At 34.7% G+C, this 18,965-nt stretch carries 21 protein-coding genes and 1 other annotated feature; of the genes, 6 read left to right on the forward strand and 15 right to left on the reverse strand.

The window, feature by feature from the left end:
- Nucleotides 1–58: 58 nt before the first annotated feature.
- From spoVAE to CD29_RS01240, 4 genes are read right to left on the reverse strand one after another with little or no spacing between them, the layout of a single operon-like run.
- Nucleotides 59–427 carry a stage V sporulation protein AE gene (spoVAE, locus tag CD29_RS01225; RefSeq protein WP_036181972.1) on the reverse strand — a complete coding sequence of 123 codons (369 nt, stop codon included), beginning with the start codon at nt 425–427 and terminating at the stop codon, nt 59–61.
- An 8-nt stretch (nt 428–435) separates the two neighbouring features.
- Entirely contained in the window at nt 436–1,431 is a 996-nt protein-coding gene (locus tag CD29_RS01230) for a stage V sporulation protein AD (RefSeq protein ID WP_036181974.1), read from the reverse strand.
- The gene (gene spoVAC / locus CD29_RS01235) at nt 1,425–1,880 is read right to left on the reverse strand and encodes a stage V sporulation protein AC (RefSeq protein WP_036181976.1); all 456 of its coding nucleotides are present in this window, start codon (nt 1,878–1,880) and stop codon (nt 1,425–1,427) included. Before spoVAC ends, CD29_RS01230 begins: the two co-directional genes overlap by 7 nt.
- On the reverse strand, nt 1,880–2,284 hold the full coding sequence (locus CD29_RS01240; protein WP_052123934.1) for a hypothetical protein: 405 nt from the start codon (nt 2,282–2,284) through the stop codon (nt 1,880–1,882). Before CD29_RS01240 ends, spoVAC begins: the two co-directional genes overlap by 1 nt.
- A gap of 183 nt (nt 2,285–2,467) precedes the next feature.
- Here CD29_RS01240 and CD29_RS01245 point away from each other — a divergent pair, with 183 nt between their 5' ends.
- Nucleotides 2,468–3,043 (forward strand): CotY/CotZ family spore coat protein, encoded by a 576-nt coding sequence (locus CD29_RS01245; RefSeq protein ID WP_036181978.1) that lies wholly within the window; start codon nt 2,468–2,470, stop codon nt 3,041–3,043.
- Between the two features lie 127 nt (nt 3,044–3,170).
- Here the strand turns inward: CD29_RS01245 and CD29_RS01250 are convergent, their stop codons facing one another.
- From CD29_RS01250 to CD29_RS01275, 6 genes are all read right to left on the reverse strand, one after another.
- A complete protein-coding gene (locus tag CD29_RS01250) occupies nt 3,171–3,527 on the reverse strand; it encodes a hypothetical protein (RefSeq protein WP_052123935.1) in 357 nt (118 codons plus the stop codon).
- Nucleotides 3,528–3,617: 90 nt separating this feature from the next.
- On the reverse strand, nt 3,618–4,991 hold the full coding sequence (gene mgtE, locus CD29_RS01255; protein WP_036181980.1) for a magnesium transporter: 1,374 nt from the start codon (nt 4,989–4,991) through the stop codon (nt 3,618–3,620).
- A 33-nt stretch (nt 4,992–5,024) separates the two neighbouring features.
- On the reverse strand, nt 5,025–5,942 hold the full coding sequence (locus CD29_RS01260) for an RluA family pseudouridine synthase (protein WP_036181982.1): 918 nt from the start codon (nt 5,940–5,942) through the stop codon (nt 5,025–5,027).
- Between the two features lie 11 nt (nt 5,943–5,953).
- Entirely contained in the window at nt 5,954–6,748 is a 795-nt protein-coding gene (locus CD29_RS01265) for an NAD kinase (RefSeq protein WP_036181984.1), read from the reverse strand.
- Nucleotides 6,749–6,750: 2 nt separating this feature from the next.
- Entirely contained in the window at nt 6,751–7,422 is a 672-nt protein-coding gene (locus CD29_RS01270) for a GTP pyrophosphokinase (protein ID WP_036181986.1), read from the reverse strand.
- A 96-nt stretch (nt 7,423–7,518) separates the two neighbouring features.
- Nucleotides 7,519–7,911, reverse strand: coding sequence for a UPF0738 family protein (locus CD29_RS01275; RefSeq protein WP_036181988.1), 393 nt, complete (start codon nt 7,909–7,911; stop codon nt 7,519–7,521).
- A gap of 119 nt (nt 7,912–8,030) precedes the next feature.
- Here CD29_RS01275 and CD29_RS01280 point away from each other — a divergent pair, with 119 nt between their 5' ends.
- The 4 genes from CD29_RS01280 to CD29_RS01295 all read left to right on the forward strand — a co-directional run bounded on the left by CD29_RS01280 (nt 8,031) and on the right by CD29_RS01295 (nt 10,721).
- Complete coding sequence (locus CD29_RS01280) at nt 8,031–8,618, forward strand: CYTH domain-containing protein (RefSeq protein WP_036181990.1); 588 nt, start codon at nt 8,031–8,033, stop codon at nt 8,616–8,618.
- 5 nt (nt 8,619–8,623) lie between these two features.
- On the forward strand, nt 8,624–9,361 hold the full coding sequence (locus CD29_RS01285) for a lytic transglycosylase domain-containing protein (protein ID WP_036181992.1): 738 nt from the start codon (nt 8,624–8,626) through the stop codon (nt 9,359–9,361).
- A gap of 152 nt (nt 9,362–9,513) precedes the next feature.
- Nucleotides 9,514–9,912 (forward strand): globin domain-containing protein, encoded by a 399-nt coding sequence (locus CD29_RS01290; protein ID WP_036181994.1) that lies wholly within the window; start codon nt 9,514–9,516, stop codon nt 9,910–9,912.
- Nucleotides 9,912–10,721 carry a DsbA family protein gene (locus tag CD29_RS01295; RefSeq protein WP_036181996.1) on the forward strand — a complete coding sequence of 270 codons (810 nt, stop codon included), beginning with the start codon at nt 9,912–9,914 and terminating at the stop codon, nt 10,719–10,721. Before CD29_RS01290 ends, CD29_RS01295 begins: the two co-directional genes overlap by 1 nt.
- A gap of 369 nt (nt 10,722–11,090) precedes the next feature.
- Here CD29_RS01295 and pepF read toward each other — a convergent pair whose 3' ends face one another.
- The 4 genes from pepF to spxA form a co-directional block, all read right to left on the reverse strand.
- Nucleotides 11,091–12,896 carry an oligoendopeptidase F gene (gene pepF, locus CD29_RS01300; RefSeq protein WP_036181998.1) on the reverse strand — a complete coding sequence of 602 codons (1,806 nt, stop codon included), beginning with the start codon at nt 12,894–12,896 and terminating at the stop codon, nt 11,091–11,093.
- A 60-nt stretch (nt 12,897–12,956) separates the two neighbouring features.
- Nucleotides 12,957–14,081 (reverse strand): competence protein CoiA, encoded by a 1,125-nt coding sequence (locus CD29_RS19495; RefSeq protein ID WP_052123936.1) that lies wholly within the window; start codon nt 14,079–14,081, stop codon nt 12,957–12,959.
- Between the two features lie 140 nt (nt 14,082–14,221).
- Nucleotides 14,222–14,863, reverse strand: a complete 642-nt coding sequence (mecA, locus tag CD29_RS01310) for an adaptor protein MecA (protein WP_036182000.1) — start codon at nt 14,861–14,863, stop codon at nt 14,222–14,224.
- Between the two features lie 368 nt (nt 14,864–15,231).
- Nucleotides 15,232–15,627: a transcriptional regulator SpxA gene (spxA, locus tag CD29_RS01315; RefSeq protein ID WP_170949384.1), complete on the reverse strand. Its 396-nt coding sequence runs from the start codon at nt 15,625–15,627 to the stop codon at nt 15,232–15,234.
- Nucleotides 15,628–16,067: 440 nt separating this feature from the next.
- Nucleotides 16,068–16,281, forward strand: a binding site (T-box leader).
- Nucleotides 16,282–16,358: 77 nt separating this feature from the next.
- Here spxA and trpS point away from each other — a divergent pair.
- Entirely contained in the window at nt 16,359–17,348 is a 990-nt protein-coding gene (gene trpS / locus CD29_RS01320) for a tryptophan--tRNA ligase (protein ID WP_036182147.1), read from the forward strand.
- Nucleotides 17,349–17,681: 333 nt separating this feature from the next.
- Here trpS and fabF read toward each other — a convergent pair whose 3' ends face one another.
- Complete coding sequence (gene fabF / locus CD29_RS01325) at nt 17,682–18,920, reverse strand: beta-ketoacyl-ACP synthase II (RefSeq protein ID WP_036182148.1); 1,239 nt, start codon at nt 18,918–18,920, stop codon at nt 17,682–17,684.
- Between the last annotated feature and the right edge of the window lie 45 nt (nt 18,921–18,965).

Genomic DNA, 18,965 nt, shown 5'->3' on the forward strand with positions numbered 1-18,965 from the left:
TCCCCTCCTTTCACTTTTTATCCTATGCAAGGGTCAAAGTAAAAGTCGGGGTATTCGTCTAGTTTGCTTTTCCTTTTGGTTTAAAAATAAATGCTGCGATAAATCCAAATACGATTGCCGCGCTAATTCCAGAGCTTGTCACTTCAAACATACCTGTAAGTACACCTACCCAGCCATGCTTTTGGGCTTCTGCAATTGCGCCTTGAGTTAGAGAATGTCCAAACGAAGTAATTGGGATAGTTGCACCTGCTCCTGCTAGATCAATAAGCGGTTGATATAAACCAAGACCTGAAAGAATCGCACCAGCAACTACTAAAATTGAAAGCGTATGCCCAGGTGTTAGCTTTCCAAAGTCCATTATTAACTGACCAATTAAACAGATGAACCCTCCAATTACAAACGCTAAGAGAAAATCAATGAATATCATGTTTTGCCTCACTCCATCGTTAGTTCAATTGCATGTGCAGTACATGGGATAGATTCACCTTGTTGGAAAGAAAGTGGTGAAAGTAGTGCACCTGTGGCACATAATAATACCCGTTTAAATCGACCACTTTTCAATTGTTGAATAATGTAACTAAAATACACAGCTGCAGAACATCCTGCACCACTAGCACCTGCTTGAAAGGCTTGATCTTCTCCATAGAACTCCGCGCCTGCATCTCTTAGTAACTGTAACTCCTCTGGTGTTACTCCTGCTTGTGCGAACATCGCTTTCAGTATTTTTAATCCAATTTTCCCTAAATCACCAGTCATAATCAGGTCATAATCTTGAAACTTTTGATTTCGCTTTTTCAGATGGGCAACGATGGTATCATAAGCAGCAGGGGCCATTGCGCCACCCATATGAAACGGATTTGTATCTCCATAATCAACTACCTTCCCAACTGTTGCAGCTACAATAGAGGGATATTCTGGATTGTGTTTCCCTACTAACGCATATCCTGCAGCTGTTACAGTCCATTGTGCAGTTGCTGGCTTTTTAGCACCATAATAATTCGGATATCGGAATTGCTTTTCAATCGCATTATGTTGGCTTGCAGCCCCAGCAATAGCTAATTGGGATGCTCCCAATTCTGTTAACAAACTTGCAATAATAACAGAAGAAACTGAAGTAGCACATGCCGAAAATAATCCTATAAATGAAATAGCGAGTTCCCTTGCTGCAAAATTTGATGGTGTCATTTGATTGACTAAATCTCCACTTAGAAAAAAATCGACATCTAAATTTTTAATATTCGCTTTCTTCATGACAATATCACATGCATCTAAAATCATCGTGGAGTGACCTTGTTCGTTAGTCTTTTCATTCCATCGTTCATCTTCGACAATTGAGTCAAAATACGAATAAAAGACACTTTTCTTTTCTAAGGGACCTGCAACAGCGCCATTAGCTAAAATGGAGGGTTTAGATTTAAATTCGATTACCATTGTACAACACCTATCGTTACGAGTATTAGTTTAATGAGGGCAACAAAAAAGGCAGATGCTACCCCAAATAGGATTACTGAACCGGCTAGTTTAAAGATGTTTCCACCTATACCGAGAACAACTCCTTCTGTACGATGCTCAATTGCAGCTGATATTACTGCATTACCGAACCCTGTAACAGGAACCGCACTACCTGCTCCAGCAAATTGACCTAATTTTTTATATAATCCAAACCCAGTTAACAACATTGATAAGAATATCATAGTAGAAACAGTTGGATTACCAACAGTCTTTTCAGTAAAGTCAAAGAAGATGATATAAAAATATGTGATTGCATGTCCTATAGTGCAAATAATTCCACCTACAAAAAATGCTATTAAGGCGTTCTTCATATAAGGTGTTGGAGGAGTAATCTGCTGTTCAAGATTTTTATACTGTTCTTGTTCCATTACGTTTCCTCCTTTTCTAATTCTTTTAATTTCTTTACTTTGTCATTTACTTTTTGTTGATCTTTTTCTTCCATAAGTTTGTTCGCTTCCCAAAATAACTTATAATCTGCAGAAACTAATACATCAAACTCTGTAAAACGTTCTTCAAACTGTTTGGTTAACTCTTTTTCGATTTTTTCTTTTTTATAGTCTAGCCATGGTTTCGCTTGAACGGCTACAAGCAATTGTTGATCTACAAATATTGCAGTTCCACTATAAACATCTTCATTACTATCCAGCACTTCTCGTACTTCAACACGTTTTTGTGCATCATCCAAAACGTCATATACTTCAATCGTTTTCTCATTACCAGAACAGCCTGTTAGTAATAAAGGGACGAAAAAGAAAAATGCCATTTTTTTCAAAATTCAACCCCCTTTTTGTAGTTATTATTCTCGTTTTAGAAAGAATCTATTCTATATATATTTGCAATTACATTTACATAAATATTTAGGCCAAAATTTAGCGCCTATAGTCAAACGCCCTGTTTCAAATTTCAAAACGACATATTGTAGATTGAAGCAAATAACAAGAGGGGTGAATTTAAAATGGGTTGTGGTAGAAACCAAGATAGTAGTTCTTTCCATGGTGATAAACATAATGACCGTGGGTGTGTTTGTGAAGTTGTGAAATCCATCTTAAAAATTCAAAATGCGGCAGTAAGACATGATTGCGATACTTGTGGAACAAGTTGCTTCCTTGAACCACTTGGAGGACTTTCGCATCGTTCAAAAAATGCCGATACACGAGTTTTTATGTTGCTAGATGAATTAGGAAGACCATTTAAAGTAATGGCTAGAAGAGGCTATAACTTCTTCCCTACAATTTTCTTCCGAGTAGAAGATGTATTTGGTGACTGCTGTGCTACTCTACGCGCGCTTGAATACGTAGTAGTACCAAATGGTTCGGCTCCAAGCGGAGGTGGATCAGGTGCAGGTTCAGATATGGCAGACGGTTTTGATGTAGATAATTCTGTAGTTGATCTTGAAAATAATAATATTAATCCAGAGATTTTTGCTGACATTAGAAAATTCAAGAAAACAGAAACTTGTGTAACAGTGGATCTTAATAACTTTACAGCAATTCAGTGTGTTGCAGACTGTGACTTAAACATTTGTGACTAAATTAAGAAGTGGCTAACTCTACCTAGAGTTGGCCCTTTTTATTTATAACTTCATTTCACTTGGTGAGTTTAGCCCGAAAAAAAACGACAAATCCTTTATTTAGAATTTGCCGTTTTACTAATCGTTATTACAATCTATTTGAAATTGTTATTGCTTTTATTTGGTTTCCATTTATTATTTCCAAGTTTGTAGATGTTTTTACTTTTACATTAAGGCCATCCACTTCTACAATAGCACCAACTATTTTCCCACCATCTTCCATATGAAAAACATAATTACGACTTCGATAAAGAGGTTGGGAGAAATAATTTAATTGTCTTAAAATGACATCGTTTTGAATTTTTTCAACTTTTTCTGATCTCGCAATTTCGTAAACTGATGTACTTTCATCAAAGAAAGTATTCTCCTCTCCAGGAGATTCTTTTACTTCCACATAATAGAATGGTGGACTTTGAATAAAAAGTTTTGGTTGTTGCAGTTCCAATTTTGCACATCCTTTTTTTCCTATAAATATGCAAAACGAAATTTTTCGTGACATAAACCTAGGGAAAAAGCTTCTTTCAAAATGTTTTTCTTAACTTATTTGGGAAATAAGGGTAGTTGCTAATCCTAAATAAATTAATATACTCGTAATGTCATTTAATGTTGTTATAAATGGACCAGACGCTACTGCCGGATCTACACCTAATTTGTGTATAAGTAAAGGAATGAAAGATCCTGCTATGGTTGCTACAACTATTGAACAGCATATTGCAGCTCCTACAAGTAAGCCAATAATAAGGGAATGTTGCCAAAAATAAATAATTCCAACTACAACGATTCCACAGACTATTCCAGTAATAAGTCCAGTACAAATTTCTCTAATCAATAATTTAAATTTATTTTTCCCGTCAATTTCACCCGTAGCAATCCCGCGCACGGCAACGGCTAACGCTTGAGTACCGCTATTACCAGAAGTACCTGAGATTAATGGAATAAAAAGTGCCAAAAGTGCAACTTGATCTAAGGTTGCTTCAAATCTAGACATTAATGAAGCTGTTAATGTTCCTAAAAATAGCAACATGATCAGCCAAGGCAATCTTTTTCTTGCAGCCCTAAATGGATTTACATCAACGTCATCTACATCTGAAATACCAGCTAACTTTGAATAGTCATCAGATGCTTCTTCTTCAATAACATCGATAATATCATCAACGGTAATTATTCCAACTAATTCATTATTTTCACTGACAACCGGCAATGCTAAAAAGTTGTAATCTTTAATGAGTTGAGCAACTGATTCTTGATCATCTGTTACTTTCGCAAACACGACACGTTCTTTCATAATTTCTTTTATAATTGTATCTTCGTTTGAAATAATTAAGTCTCTTAATGAAAGAACCCCAGTCAAACGATGGTCATCGTCTACAACAAAAACATAGTATATAGTTTCAGCATTGGGTGCTTCTTTTCTAAGCACTGCCATTGCTGATCGAACCGTTGAATTTTCTAAAATAGAAACATACTCAGTGGTCATAATTGCCCCAGCAGTATATTCCGCATAAGCTAAAAGCTCATGAAATTCTTCAACTGTCTCGCTATCCATCATCTCTAAAAAACTATCACGATGATCTTCATCAAGTTCATTTAATACGTCAACCGCATCATCAGTATTCATGTATGAAAGCATACCTGCAGCATAGGACGTTTCCATCTCATTTAAATACGCTTCATATTCATCATCTTCAATTTCTAGTGCCTCGAAGATTAAGGCCATTTCCTGAGGAGACAAAAATTGATAAATCTTTTGTCGTATATCAGGTCCCACCTTTTCATAGAACTGAGCCTGATCATACTCATGTAGTGTAAAAAAGTTCTCTCTAAATTCCTCTATGTGGTCTAGTTGCAACAATTCCTTTAAGAACTCTTCGTTTAACTCCACAGCTGTATCGTTAAGATTTTCTCTCATACTTGTCCCCTCCTTTCAAATTAGGTTAAATAATCACGAACCTTCGAACAGTTCATTATTTATTAAATTTCTCATAGTTTCAAGTAGTTCACTAGAAAAATTTATTTTATGTTCTGTTAAAGGATGTATGAATTCTAAAAAAACACAATGAAGGGCTTGTCTTTCAAAAAGCTCTCTACTTCCACCATATAGGTCATCACCGACCAAAGGATGACCTATATGCGCCATATGTACCCTAATTTGATGTGTTCTTCCAGTATGCAGTTGTAATCTGACATGGGAAATTGGTTCTCCATTGCAAAAGCCCTTTTGTAGAACCTTTACATCTGTATGCGCATATTGCCCACTGTCCCTTACTTCTCTTTCAATAATACTTGTTTCTTTTCGACCAATCGGGGCAATGATTGATAGCTCAGATTCGGTGACATGTCCATGTACAATCGCTTCATATTGCTTATCGATCTGTTGTTGTTTTTGTTGAACTCCCATTAAATGGTGTACATGACTGTGTTTAGCAATACATACGATGCCTGAGGTATCTCGATCTAATCGGGTCACAATATGAACAGTTGAATGAATCCCTTTTTCTAAGAAATAGCCACAAACAAAATTAGCCAAACTGCCTGTAGGGTGTTCTCTTGAAGGGATTGTATTCATAAAAGCTGGCTTATTGATGATTAAAAATGCATCGTCCTCAAAAATGATGTCCAACTTCCCCTTTTCGGGGATTAATCCATCACTTACTTCCTCTTTGGGAAAGACAATGGTGATTTCATCATCTTTCTTTAACTTATAACGTACTGTTTTTTCTTCACCGTTGACAAGTATATTTCCACCACGATATTTAATCGCCGTTAAGCCACGTTTTGAAATACCATGACGTTCTATAGCTTTTCGGAGAAGTTCACCTTCTTCGTCAGCTGTAAATATAATAATAAATCTTTGATCCATGATTACTCCATTTATTCGTTTGCAATAAATGATTCATGGACACGTTCCCAAAATGGGAATGGTCTGAATCTTGCAAAACGTACTTTTTCTGTGGCAACCTTAAATGTTATTGATTGTAGGTCTGTTTGTTCGAGTTGGATATGATCTACAGTCATCATAAATTTCTGATCCGTAACCGGCCTTAAAATACATTTATGATGTGCAGGTAAAACTAGTGATGAACCCACTGTACGGAATACACGATTATTGATGGATGCCATTTCAGTTAACTGAAATGCTTGTAAAGTTGGGTGGATAATGGCTCCACCCAGTGCTTTATTGTAGGCTGTACTTCCAGAAGGCGTTGATAGACACAATCCATCCCCTCTAAAACGTTCAAAATGATTCCCGTTTAACTCAATATCCATAACAAGAGTTACGTCAGGTGATTTCACTGTGGACTCATTTAGTGCTAAATAGGTATTTGTATCGGAATTATTATGATGTACTTTAATTTCTAATAATGGGTATTCAACGACATTGAATTCTTTTTTCGCAATCGACAAGACTAGTTTTTCTAGTTCAGAAGGTTTCCAATCTGCATAAAAACCTAAATGTCCTGTATGAATCCCTACAAACGCCACCTCATGTAATCGATGTGTATGACGATGAAACGCGTGTAATAACGTTCCATCTCCTCCAATTGAAATAACTATCTCAGGTTCTTCTTCATCAAAAGTAAGACCAAAATCTTGCAAGTATGTTTTTGCAAGATTACTTAATTCATTGGATTGAGAATCTCTCCGTGATTGAATGGAAAATTTCAAGTTTATTCACGCTCCTGTTCTTGTGTAGTAGGAATCGTTGGGTTTGTTGCTTCTTTAACCTCACTAAAGTATGCTTGGGCCTCTTGTATTTCACTACGAATAGATGACATTTCTTCATCTAATTGAAATGCTGCTTCTGCTGCTCTTTGTAAACGATTATTAATTTCCTCTGGAAAAACACCTTGATATTTATAGTTTAGTGAATGTTCAATAGATGCCCAAAAGTTCATCGCTAATGTACGAATTTGTATTTCAGCAAGCACTGAAATTCTCCCATTAATTGTCTCCACTGGGTATTCAACAATCATATGATATGACCTATAACCACTTTGTTTTTTATGAGCAATATAATCAATTTCTTCTACTACTCGCAAATCGTCTCTTTGTCGAATTAACCTCGTAACCGTAGATATGTCATCTACAAATTGACACATAATACGAATTCCAGCAATATCTTGCATTTGCTCTGCTAATTGCTCAGATGGCTCAAAAGGAATTCCCTTTTCGCGCGTTTTGTCGTATATACTCGCTAATGGTTTTACTCTCCCAGTGACAAACTCAATAGGAGAGGTATTGCCTTGTATTCCAAATTGAGTACGCATACCCTTTAATTTTATTTTTAATTCATCAACTGCTTGTTTATATGGACTTAAAAATACATCCCATTGTCCCATAAATTTTCCTCCCAGCAAAAAAGACTGTTCACCATTTCATGATGTTGAGGCACTAATTCCCCGTATTAGTAATCTAGAAATTATGTGTAAAATAAATTATTCTTGTTCATTTGTTAAGAGCGGTTCAAATACGCTTTCAACTGCGCTTACGAAATCTGCTCCGTAGTTGTCATTGCCTTCAATATTAAATAGGAGCGTTCGTAATTCCTCATTAAAGTTGCTTAATTCAATCAACTGATTGCTTACTTGTAAGTAAGGGTCTTGTTCTGTTTTAAGTAGTTCCACTAATGATGGCCAAATTGATTGTGGAATTTTTAAATAACTGTACTTATTTTCTTCTTCAATTAGATAGATGAAAGAAAAATCATCCGAATCAACTAGTACTTGACCTGCAGGTAGAAATTGTTTTTCCTTAGCATCTTCGTTTAAACTAAAGTGAAGTTTGTTTTCTACAAATTGAATTTTTTCGATTATATATGTATTACGCATATGTTAACATCCCTTCATGCTCGCTTTTCAATCATATTTTAACATAGCGCAAAGTATTGCGAAAAAGAATAATGGAAATCATGTGAAATGTTTTTAACAGAAAGGAAGTTAGTTCAAAATTGAGTCAAGAAATTGAAATTGAATTTAAAAACCTTTTAACAAAAGAACAATACGAAAGGTTACTAAAGGAATTCAACATCGAAAAGCATTTAATAAAGCGCCAGGTGAATCATTATTTTGATACGCCTGACTGGCATTTAAGGAAATTATCTAGTGGTTTAAGAATACGTGAAACAATTTCAAAAACTGTTTGCACATTAAAAGAAAAAACATCCGACCATACGCATTTAGAAACAACTGACATTTTAACAGCAGATCAAGCATCACTTATGTTACAAGCAAAAGGCTTTTATGCACCTGATGTCGAGTCAAAATTAAAGCAACTAAATATCCCTATTCACGAATTAACAGTATTTGGTACGCTAACAACTGATCGAGTTGAAATATCCTATGAGGATGGGACACTTGTCCTTGATCACTCATTCTATTTAAATTGCGATGATTATGAAGTTGAATATGAAACAAATAATGAAATTATTGGTTCAACAATTTTCGACAACTTTTTGATAAAATATGAAATAGAGAAACAAACTACCGATAAAAAAATCGCTCGGTTTATGAAAGCACTCCATTCACAGAAAGGATGATTTCTTTGGATGCTACATCTATGAAACGACTTCTTGAAATACAAGCACTTCAATCCATCGGGTCTTCTACAAATCAAGTAAGTAATATAAATGGAAATAGCAACTCAATTTTCACCCAAATTTTAGAAGACTTAACCTTGGATTCTACTAACTCATTAGGCAGTCATGCCTCTGCATTATTGGGTAGTCAATCTTCATCGAATTTAGTTTTTAATCAAGAATCTGATTTAACAAATTTCGAATATCAATACATGTTAAATTCACAAAATCAGTCATACATCCCATCAGCGTATTACAATATGCTAATGGACCGAACTGCTACAACCTCGAATATTAGTTATGACGATATTGGAGAAGATTACCAAGGACATGCCTTTGAAGATATCATCTCGAAGGCTTCTAAAACATATGGTATACCAGAAAATTTAATTGCAGCAGTAATTAAACAAGAGTCCAATTTTAACCCCAATGCGGTAAGTTCAGCAGGAGCTACAGGTTTAATGCAGCTAATGCCTGGAACAGCCCGTTATTTAGGTGTTGCAAATTCAAGTGATCCCGAACAAAATATTATGGGTGGTACAAAATATTTAAGCGAAATGCTTAGTCAATTTAACAATAATATCGAACTTGCACTTGCTGCTTATAACGCAGGTCCTGGAAATGTAAAAAAATATGGAGGCATACCACCTTTCAAAGAAACGGTGAATTATGTAAAAAATATAGTAAACTCTTATCGTGTTTAACAGGACATATAATAGTCTTTCCATTCAAGGGAACATTTCATCATGCGATTTGTTTGTGAAAAAAAGGCTAGGTTGTTAGAATGTATATAACACTTCACAAAAAACTTTATGAAGTAATGTTTTTTTCATAAAAGAAAGAAGGAGTTACACCTATGAATCGAAAATACACGATTCCTTACGAGGAACTTGGTCCTGAAAAACTTAAAGAGCTCATATATGCTTTTTATAGACGTGTTGATAAGCACCCATTGTTACGACCTTTGTTTCCTGATGATTTATCGGAAACGGCACGTAAACAAATTCAGTTTCAGACCCAGTACCTAGGTGGGCCAAATCTATTTACTGAAGAACATGGTCATCCAATGATGAAAGCACGTCATTTGCCATTTAGAATCACACAAGATCATGCACAGGCTTGGCTTGAATGTATGAGTGAAGCAATGGATGAAGTTGGTCTTGAGGGTAAGTTTAGAGAGGTTTATTATAAGCGACTAGTTTTAACTGCTCATCATATGGTAAATACACAGGTAGTAGATGAGGGGGAATTTTAGTGAATAATATCCAATTATTATCTGAACCTATTGCACCTTCACAAATTACAAAGCCTATAGAATTGTATATCTTTATTGATCCCTTCTGTTCAAAAGCAGTAAAAATGCAAACCATCTTAAGAAAGCTTCAAATTGAATACGATCATTACTTTACATGGCGGATTGTAATTAGTACGGATCTTACTACTTTGAATAACAATAGTCGGAGTACAAAAGGTTGCTTTTCAGGTGCTGAACTGGATATTTCACACCCTGTTTTACCTTCTATTGCGATCAAGGCAGCGGAACTACAAGGAAAACGTGCTGCTCTTCGTTTTATTCAAAAACTACAAGAACATATTATTTTACAAACAAAAGATGTTCAATTGTACTCTACACTTATTGACATTGCTATTGAGTGTCAATTGGATATTAAAGAGTTTATTGCAGACTTTGGTTCAAAAGAAGCCTCCCGCGCATTTCAATGTGATTTACACATAACACGTGAGATGGAAATCGATGAAATACCAAGTATTGTCTTTTTCAATGAATGTATTGAAGATGAAGGACTAAAAGTAAGTGGACTTTACGCATACGATGTATACGTTCAAATATTAAAAGAATTACTAAATAAAGAGCTTATTAGAAGTCCGCTTCCATCCTATGATGAGCTTTTTGACCGTTTTAATACAATGTCAACCGAAGAATTTGCAGAAATCTACTCTATGCCTCTAATTGAAGCAGAACGTGAATTAAAGAAACGTATGTTACAGCAAAAAATTGAATGCCTACGTAATGAAGATGTTACCCTTTGGCGTATGAAATTATAAATTTATTTATTCATAGACTCATATATTATTAGATTCAATAAAAAGCAGCCATAATGGCTGCTTTTTTATTTTTACTATGATGTAAACAAACAAAAAAGAGGCGTCATTATTCTGAATAATAATGACGCCTCTTACACAAAGGGGATGGGAGAAATGTTCACGTTCAAACAAAGGGGTGTATGTTTGTTATGTGATTTATTTCACGTATTAAACTTACCATAGATTAAGAGGTTAGTGCAATAAAACGACAACTATTTCACAAATTCGTCAAATAGAAAGCGATTTCATCATATAATTGCGAGAACTTAGCGCAAAATGTCGAATTTTCACGTAAAAAAAGACTACAGATTTCTCTGTAGCCCATACACATTATTTTAATAATAACGATTCAAGTTCAGCTAATTTTTCCTCGAAAACTTTGCAAGCTTCTGCAATCGGTTGAGGTGATTCCATATCAACACCTGCAGCTTTAAGTACTTCGATTGGGAAATCTGAACACCCAGCTTTTAAGAAGTTGTTAATGTAACGATCTACAGCTGGTTGACCTTCTTCTAGAATTTGTTTACTTAATGCAGTTGCTGCACTTTGACCTGTTGCATATTGATAAACATAGTAATTGTAATAGAAGTGCGGAATACGTGCCCACTCTAAACCAATTTCCTCATCAACAGTCATTGCATCACCGAAATACTGTTTATTTAAGTCATAATAGATTTTCGTTAATCCTTCAGCAGTTAATGCCTCGCCACGTGCATCCATTTCATGAATAATATGTTCAAATTCAGCAAACATCGTTTGACGGAACACTGTACCGCGGAATCCATCTAACCACTGATTTAATAAATAAATCTTCATTTGAGGATCTTCTGTATTTTTTAATAAATAGTCAAACAATAATTCTTCATTACATGTCGAAGCCACTTCAGCTACAAAGATGGAATAGCTCGCATAAGGATATGGTTGATTTTGTCTAGTGTAGTAACTATGCATACTATGGCCAAATTCATGCGCTAAAGTATAAAGGTTATTTAAATTATCCTGCCAGTTCATTAATACATATGGGTTTGTTCCATATGTTCCAGATGAATAAGCCCCACTACGTTTCCCTTTGTTTTCAAGAACGTCAACCCAACGGCTATCAAGACCTTTTTTCACTAAAGTTTGATATTCTTCCCCAAGTGGAGCAAAGCTTTTCACCATTGTTTCTTTTGCTTCTTCATAAGGAATTTCAACATTCAATTCTTTTACTAATGGCACGAACAAATCGTACATATGGAGCTCATCCACACCTAATACTTCTTTGCGTAGCGCAACGTAACGGTGTAGAACAGGAAGAAACTCATGTACTGTAGAGATTAGTTGATCGTACACTTTTTCAGGAATATTGTTATTGCTAAGTGCTGCATGTCTTGCGGAATCGTATTTACGAATTTTCGCACTTACATTATGAGATTTCACATTTCCTGAAAGAGTTGAAGCAAATGTATTTTTAAACGTACCGTAAGTTTCATAAACTGCTTTAAATGCTTCACGACGAACATCGCGATCATAACTTTCTAAGAAAGAAATATAGTTTCCGTGAGAAAGCTGTACATCTTCCCCTTTATCATTTTTAATAACAGGGAATTGTAAATCCGCATTGTTTAATGCGCTAAATGTACCGCCTGATGCACCTTTAACTTCTGAGAACTGAGCTAACATTTCTTCCTTTTCCGCAGATAATACATGTGGACGTTGTAAGTTTAACTCTTTTAACATTTGTGAATATAATTGTAAAGGTTCATATTCTGTTAAAAAGCTATTAATTGTTTCTTCATCAACAGAAAGAATTTCTGGAGTCGTAAATGACCAAGCTGCACCTAATTTTGCACCTAATGATCTTACTCTTCCATCCATTGCTTGGTATCTACTGTTTGCAGTATCTTGATCGTGTTTTAAATGACTATAAACATAAAGCTTCCCGAATCTTTGGGATAATTGGTCACTAAATTGCAGTGTTTCATATAAGCTTTTCGCACTTTCAGTTACTTTCCCTTTAAATTTTTCAGCTTCTGGTAACAATTTTTCGATTTCTTTAAACTCGTTTTCCCAATCTTCATCTGTTGTAAAAATCGTAGTTAAGTCCCATGTTAGTTCAGCAGGAACTTCTTCACGAGATAATAGTTTTTTTGCCATACAATAGCCTCCAAACAAATTAGAATAAAACTCTCTATTATTTTCTCAATTTCCAGAATATTATGCAAGAAATTGTGTGTATAACAAATCTATTAAATTTACAGGTTTCATTGAACTATAAACATGTTGAATTTCAATCTGTTTCAACAGCTTACAATAATCTAGAACTAATGCTATGGATTCGTTTGTGTTACTTAGTTTTGCCCAATCTAAAAAATACTGAATCGCTCTTTTATCCAACAAATCTATTTCTAGTTTATTTACATGTGCAAAATAAAATAATGCAGTCTGCCACTCAACTGCAAACATTTTTAAAGATTCATTCCCTTTCAATGGTAATCCAAGAAAAGGTGGTAAAGATGATAAAGATAATCGTAATTCATAAACGCTTCTTAAAAATAAGTCATTAATCCCCTTCTTGCTAATTAATAGCCGATAATTTAAAAAGTTTTCTTTCGAAACAAGATATGTCTTGTAGTAATGCAAAAATTCATTTCTCTTTAAATTTTTTGGCTGATAAAATGGAAATAGTTGCTTTTCCAAAGGTAAATTTTGAACTTTAGTTAGATATAGGTTGTCCTTAATATGGAGCAAATTAGAGAAATAGATAAATTGTTGTTGATGGGGATTGTAGGTTAATAAGTATCGTTGATTTTGCGTTGTTTGAACAAATTGTTGAAGTTGTTCACTTAAGGAGATTTTTAACATTCCAGTAGATAAGTTTTTTCTTGGTGGCGTACTCGGGATCCAGATTGGTTGAATATTTTCAGATTGATAGCCTTTATTCCTCGATAAGAAATATTCTTTTGAAATAGTGCTACATTGGAATTCAATTACAATGCATTTTCCACTTTTCATCATTACAAGTAAATCGGGTCTTTGTTTAAGTGTCGGTAAGTAACTCTCTAACTCAACATCATATCCTAACTGTTGAAACAATTGATATAAATGATGTTTTCCCAAAAGATGAGTGACAGTCTCTCCCTCTGAAAATTGACTCTCGCAATCATTTTTTGTTAAATGGGCAAAGTGAGGGATTTTAATGGATCCAATTTTTAATTGAACATTACTTTTGCATTGGGGACAGAAAAATAGTCTTTCTTTTCGAAGTTGTTTTAGTAGGTTTTTAGACATAGCTGCTTGGAGTACAAATCTTTCATTTTGGTCAGTCATTGCGACTAGCATAATTTCCCTCCTTTTCAACTATTCTATAAACCCGAGTATCTTTTGGCAATGAAATCTTTCATAAACGCTGAAAGTTATGATTTAAGCCATTTTTGAGGCAAAAAAATAAGCCAAAATCCTAAAGAATTTTGGCCGTTCAACTAATCAAAATATTGAGTGACTGTTTGGAAACAATTATCCTGCATTATAAGTTCTCCATATTCCGCAAGTCGATAAATTGATAACTTTGAGCTATTCAAATACTCATTAATAATTGCTTTTATATTTTGACGTAATGTTTTATCTTCAATTGTAGTAAAATCAACAGCAAGGTAATAACTGTTATCAAATTTATATAAAGATGAAGGAATACCGAAAGAAATGGCACGTCTTGCTAAAGGAATTATTTCATCAATATCTCTGAATTTGTAAGTGTAAACGCTCGTGAACTGTTGGTAACCATTTACTGACTCTTCATCCATTGAATCAAATAAAGAATTCTTATCTTTAAAATCCGAGGATTCGTCATAGTTCGGAGGTAATTGAGGGTCACCGTCAGAAGTAATGTTAGCACGAGTTACGATCACTTCTAATCCTGTTTCAGATGCATTGACATGAATCCAAATTGGGCCATCAAGATCAAAATAATCTTCGGTATTGATTTCGCCAATCATATCCCAAAAAAGTTCCTCGCCTTTTGCTCTGTTGTACCATATTTCTTCTCGACTATATCCACGGTCCTCAATATCCCGATAAGAAATAAATAGTTTTAGTGTATTTTCATTCACGCGTTCGATGTCCATTAAACTTCAACTCCCTTCTAGTCTTCGTTGAAAAACACGGAAAGCGTTATTAGTATTTGAAATCGTTAACTTTTATATGTTAACAATTCAAAATAAAGATTGAACCACCAATTAAGAAAAAAGCTATTCTTTTTAGGGGTGATTCTATAACTCTATTGTATGATGTTTGGACTTAAAATGGAAAGGAAAAACATCTATAAAAATAAATTATTTGAATATTGAAATTGTAGTTGAGTATCACTACGAAATCAAGTGATAATTCCATCAAACCATGGTTAAATTTATACAAAATTTCGACATATTTCTATGTATAGAAAAAATCGATAAAACCCTAACGTTTGGATTTTACCGATTTAATTGTTACTAAACTAATTGACCATTTTTTGAGCTTCAAGTAATTGGAAAGCACGTACTTTCCTAGGTAAGAAACGACGAATCTCGTCTTCATTATAACCAACTTGTAAACGCTTCTCATCGATAATAATCGGACGACGTAACAATCCAGGATATTCCTGAATTAACTCGTATAATTGTTGTAAAGGTAAACTTTCAACATCAACATTTAGTTTTTGGAAAATTTTTGAACGTGTTGAGATAATTTCATCTGTTCCATCTTCAGTCATTCTTAAGATTTCCTTAATTTCACTGATAGATAAAGGTTCAGAAAATATATTACGTTCTCTATATGGAATTTCATGTTCTTCTAACCATGCTTTAGCTTTTCTACATGACGTACAACTAGGTGAAGTAAATAAAGTTACGATCATTGTTTACACTTCCTTTCAAGATATGATTATCTATCACAAATTTTTATTAATTTAGAATTAATTTAATTAAGAAGAATGTAATTATTATACAACAATAAACCGCTTTTGAATATAGCAACTTAGAAAAACAACTTGATAAAATTAAAATAATTAACGTGTTTTCTCTTATATAATCATTATTCTTTCTTAACGAACAATTTCACATATTCATTTATACCCTTTTTTTGCTGGAATAAAACATCTAATTTTCCATTAACTTATTCTCAATTAGATTATTTCAATCGAGAAGTATCATAACATTCTGTAAACTTTTATACTTTTTTGGCATATGCTAACTTACTTTAAAAGATTGCCCATTCATACAATTTTTCATTCTTTTGTGATAAAGAAAATTTATTTGCAAACATTTTTAATTTTTTATATAATCGTTTCAATATGGAAAATCGATGACAAAGAGTAGTACATTTGAATTTCGTGCATAGAGAATCTGTGGTTGGTGAAAACAGAGGACGAAACAAATGGAATGGACTTTGGAGTAGCTTTATGAACGTTAGTAGTAAAGCTCGTTAGCTTCACGTTACGAAGTCTAAGTGGTCGAGCAATCGACAAGCTGGGTGGTACCGCGGATTTTAAACATCATTCGTCCCATTACGTTATTACACGTATGGACGCATGATGTTTTTTTTATTTGCGGATATTTATGAACAAAACTTGGAGGTAATTATATGATTAAAAACATTTTTTCAGGTGTTCAACCAACAGGTGTCATTACACTAGGAAATTATATCGGAGCATTTATGCAATTCCCCTCTCTGCAAGATGAGGGCAATACTGTCTATTGTATTGTTGACCAACATGCAATCACTGTACCTCAAGATCCAAACGAACTTAGTAAAAACATTCGTACATTAGCTGCTACGTATTTAGCAACAGGAATTGACCCTAAGAAATCTACTCTATTTATACAATCTGAAGTACCAGCACATGCACAGGCAGGATGGATTTTACAATGTGTAGCTTCTATTGGAGAATTGGAGCGCATGACTCAATTTAAAGATAAATCAGAAGGTAAAGAGTCAGTAACAGCAGGATTATTAACTTATCCACCTTTAATGGCAGCGGATATCTTACTTTATAACTCTCATATTGTTCCTGTTGGGGACGACCAAAAGCAACATTTAGAACTAACAAGAGACTTAGCTGAGCGATTTAATAAGCGTTACGGAGAAGTTTTTGTCATTCCTGATATTCAACTGCCTAAAGCAGGCGCACGTATTAAATCATTACAAGAACCAACAAAAAAAATGAGTAAATCAGATCCAAATACAAAATCAACAATTCGTTTCTTAGATACACCGAAACAAATCGAAAAGAAAATCAAATCTGCCGTAACTGATTCAGATGGCTTTGTAGCTTTCGATGAAGTAAACAAACCAGGTGTTTCTAACCTGCTAACGATCGAGTCAGCTGTTACTGGCCAATCGATTGATGCATTAGTTAAAAAATATGAAGGGCTTGGCTATGGTGCGTTTAAAGAAGGAGTTGCGACAAGCCTAATCGAGCATCTATCACCAATACAAGCACGCTTCCAAGAACTAATTGAATCTCCAGAGCTTGACCAAATTTTAGACGAAGGAGCAGAAAAAGCAAACACAATTGCTAGCGCTACCCTTAAGAGAATGGAGAACGCGATGGGTTTAGGCCGTACACGCAAATAAACAAAAAGATAAACGAACCAACAGCTATATAAAATTCATTGGTACTTAGGATGAACGTCCATACTGCATGCCACGAGTAACCAAGAGCACGATAATTTAAATAGAGAATGATGTTCCCTACTGACATTACACACATTCCATAGAAAAACAAGAAAATCATAAATCGTAATAGAATAAGACCATCCTTTACTTTAATAAGTAGTGTAACAATAATTATTAAATTCCTATACTAAATCATATAAAAAAGCCCTCAGCGATATGCTAAGGGCTTTTATTAACTACCTAGAAAAAAACAACAACCGGGTCTTTTTTGACCTAGTTGTTGCCTTATCGTTAGTCTACTTTTTTCAATAATATACTAGCGTTATGTCCACCAAATCCAAGAGAATTACTCATTGCATATTCAATGTTAGCTTGTCTTGCTTCTCCTGGAACATAGTCTAAATCACATTCAGGATCTGGTTCTGTTAGGTTAATTGTTGGAGGTAAAATTCCCTCTTTTAATGCAAGTGCTGTAAAAATTGCTTCTACACCACCGGCTGCACCTAATAAATGACCAGTCATTGATTTTGTAGAGCTCATTGCTAAGTTATACGCATGATCTCCAAATACTGTTTTTACAGCCATTGTTTCATACAAGTCATTATATTGTGTACTTGTTCCATGAGCATTAATATACCCTACTAGAGTTGGATCTATGCCACCATCTTCTATTGCTTGTTTAATAGCGCGAGCTGCACCTTCACCATTCGGAGCTGGGGCAGTAATATGATAAGCATCTCCTGTCGCACCATAACCAATGATTTCTGCATAAATTTTTGCGCCTCGAGCTTTAGCATTTTCATATTCTTCTAATACAAGAACTCCTGCACCTTCAGCAATAACGAAACCATCGCGATTCGCATCAAATGGACGAGAAGCAGTTGTTGGATCTGTATTTAATGATAATGCAGTACTTGCACAGAATCCTGCAACAGCCATATTCACTATTGGTGCTTCAGCTCCGCCAGTAATCATCACATCTGCATCACCACGTTGGATCACCTTAAATGCATCACCAATTGAGTTTGTTCCAGATGCACAAGCTGTTACCGAACAAGAGTTAATCCCTTTAGCACCTAAATGAATTGAAACTTGGCCAGAAGCCATGTCTGGAATCATCATTGGTACAAAGAATGGACTTACACGGCGAGCACCACGTTCTTTAAATACCTCAAATTGGTTTTCGTACGTCTCCATTCCACCAATTCCAGAGCCAATCCAAACGCCAACACGGTTAGCATTTTCTTCATTAATTTCTAAATTTGCATCTTTTACAGCCATAATAGCAGAAGCTAGAGCATAATGAGTAAAACGGTCCATTCTTCTAGCGTCTTTTCGATCAATAAATTGTTCAATATCAAAGTCTTTTACTTCCGCAGCAACTTTTGCTGAGAATTTTTCTGCATCAACACGTGTTAACGGCCCCACTCCGGATTTACCAGCTTTAACGTTTGACCATGTTTCTTCAGCTGAATTACCTAGAGGAGTGACGGCACCAATACCCGTAATTACTACTCTTCTTTTCATAATCAAGTTTACCCCCTATTTAGTAACCATACTCTAAAATTACTAAAT

The sequence above is a fragment of the Ureibacillus manganicus DSM 26584 genome (assembly GCF_000772945.1).
GTDB lineage: Bacteria > Bacillota > Bacilli > Bacillales_A > Planococcaceae > Ureibacillus > Ureibacillus manganicus.

Coding starts and splice junctions, on each gene's coding strand:
- CD29_RS19495 (WP_052123936.1), bottom strand. CDS start 14,081: ATGCTAGTCGCAATGACTGACCAAAATGAAAGATTTGTACTCCAAGCA.
- spoVAE (WP_036181972.1), bottom strand. CDS start 427: ATGATATTCATTGATTTTCTCTTAGCGTTTGTAATTGGAGGGTTCATC.
- mgtE (WP_036181980.1), bottom strand. CDS start 4,991: ATGAGAGAAAATCTTAACGATACAGCTGTGGAGTTAAACGAAGAGTTC.
- pepF (WP_036181998.1), bottom strand. CDS start 12,896: ATGGCAAAAAAACTATTATCTCGTGAAGAAGTTCCTGCTGAACTAACA.
- spoVAC (WP_036181976.1), bottom strand. CDS start 1,880: ATGGAACAAGAACAGTATAAAAATCTTGAACAGCAGATTACTCCTCCA.
- CD29_RS01270 (WP_036181986.1), bottom strand. CDS start 7,422: ATGGGACAATGGGATGTATTTTTAAGTCCATATAAACAAGCAGTTGAT.
- CD29_RS01245 (WP_036181978.1), top strand. CDS start 2,468: ATGGGTTGTGGTAGAAACCAAGATAGTAGTTCTTTCCATGGTGATAAA.
- CD29_RS01230 (WP_036181974.1), bottom strand. CDS start 1,431: ATGGTAATCGAATTTAAATCTAAACCCTCCATTTTAGCTAATGGCGCT.
- CD29_RS01275 (WP_036181988.1), bottom strand. CDS start 7,911: ATGCGTAATACATATATAATCGAAAAAATTCAATTTGTAGAAAACAAA.
- CD29_RS01260 (WP_036181982.1), bottom strand. CDS start 5,942: ATGGATCAAAGATTTATTATTATATTTACAGCTGACGAAGAAGGTGAA.
- mecA (WP_036182000.1), bottom strand. CDS start 14,863: ATGGACATCGAACGCGTGAATGAAAATACACTAAAACTATTTATTTCT.
- CD29_RS01290 (WP_036181994.1), top strand. CDS start 9,514: ATGAATCGAAAATACACGATTCCTTACGAGGAACTTGGTCCTGAAAAA.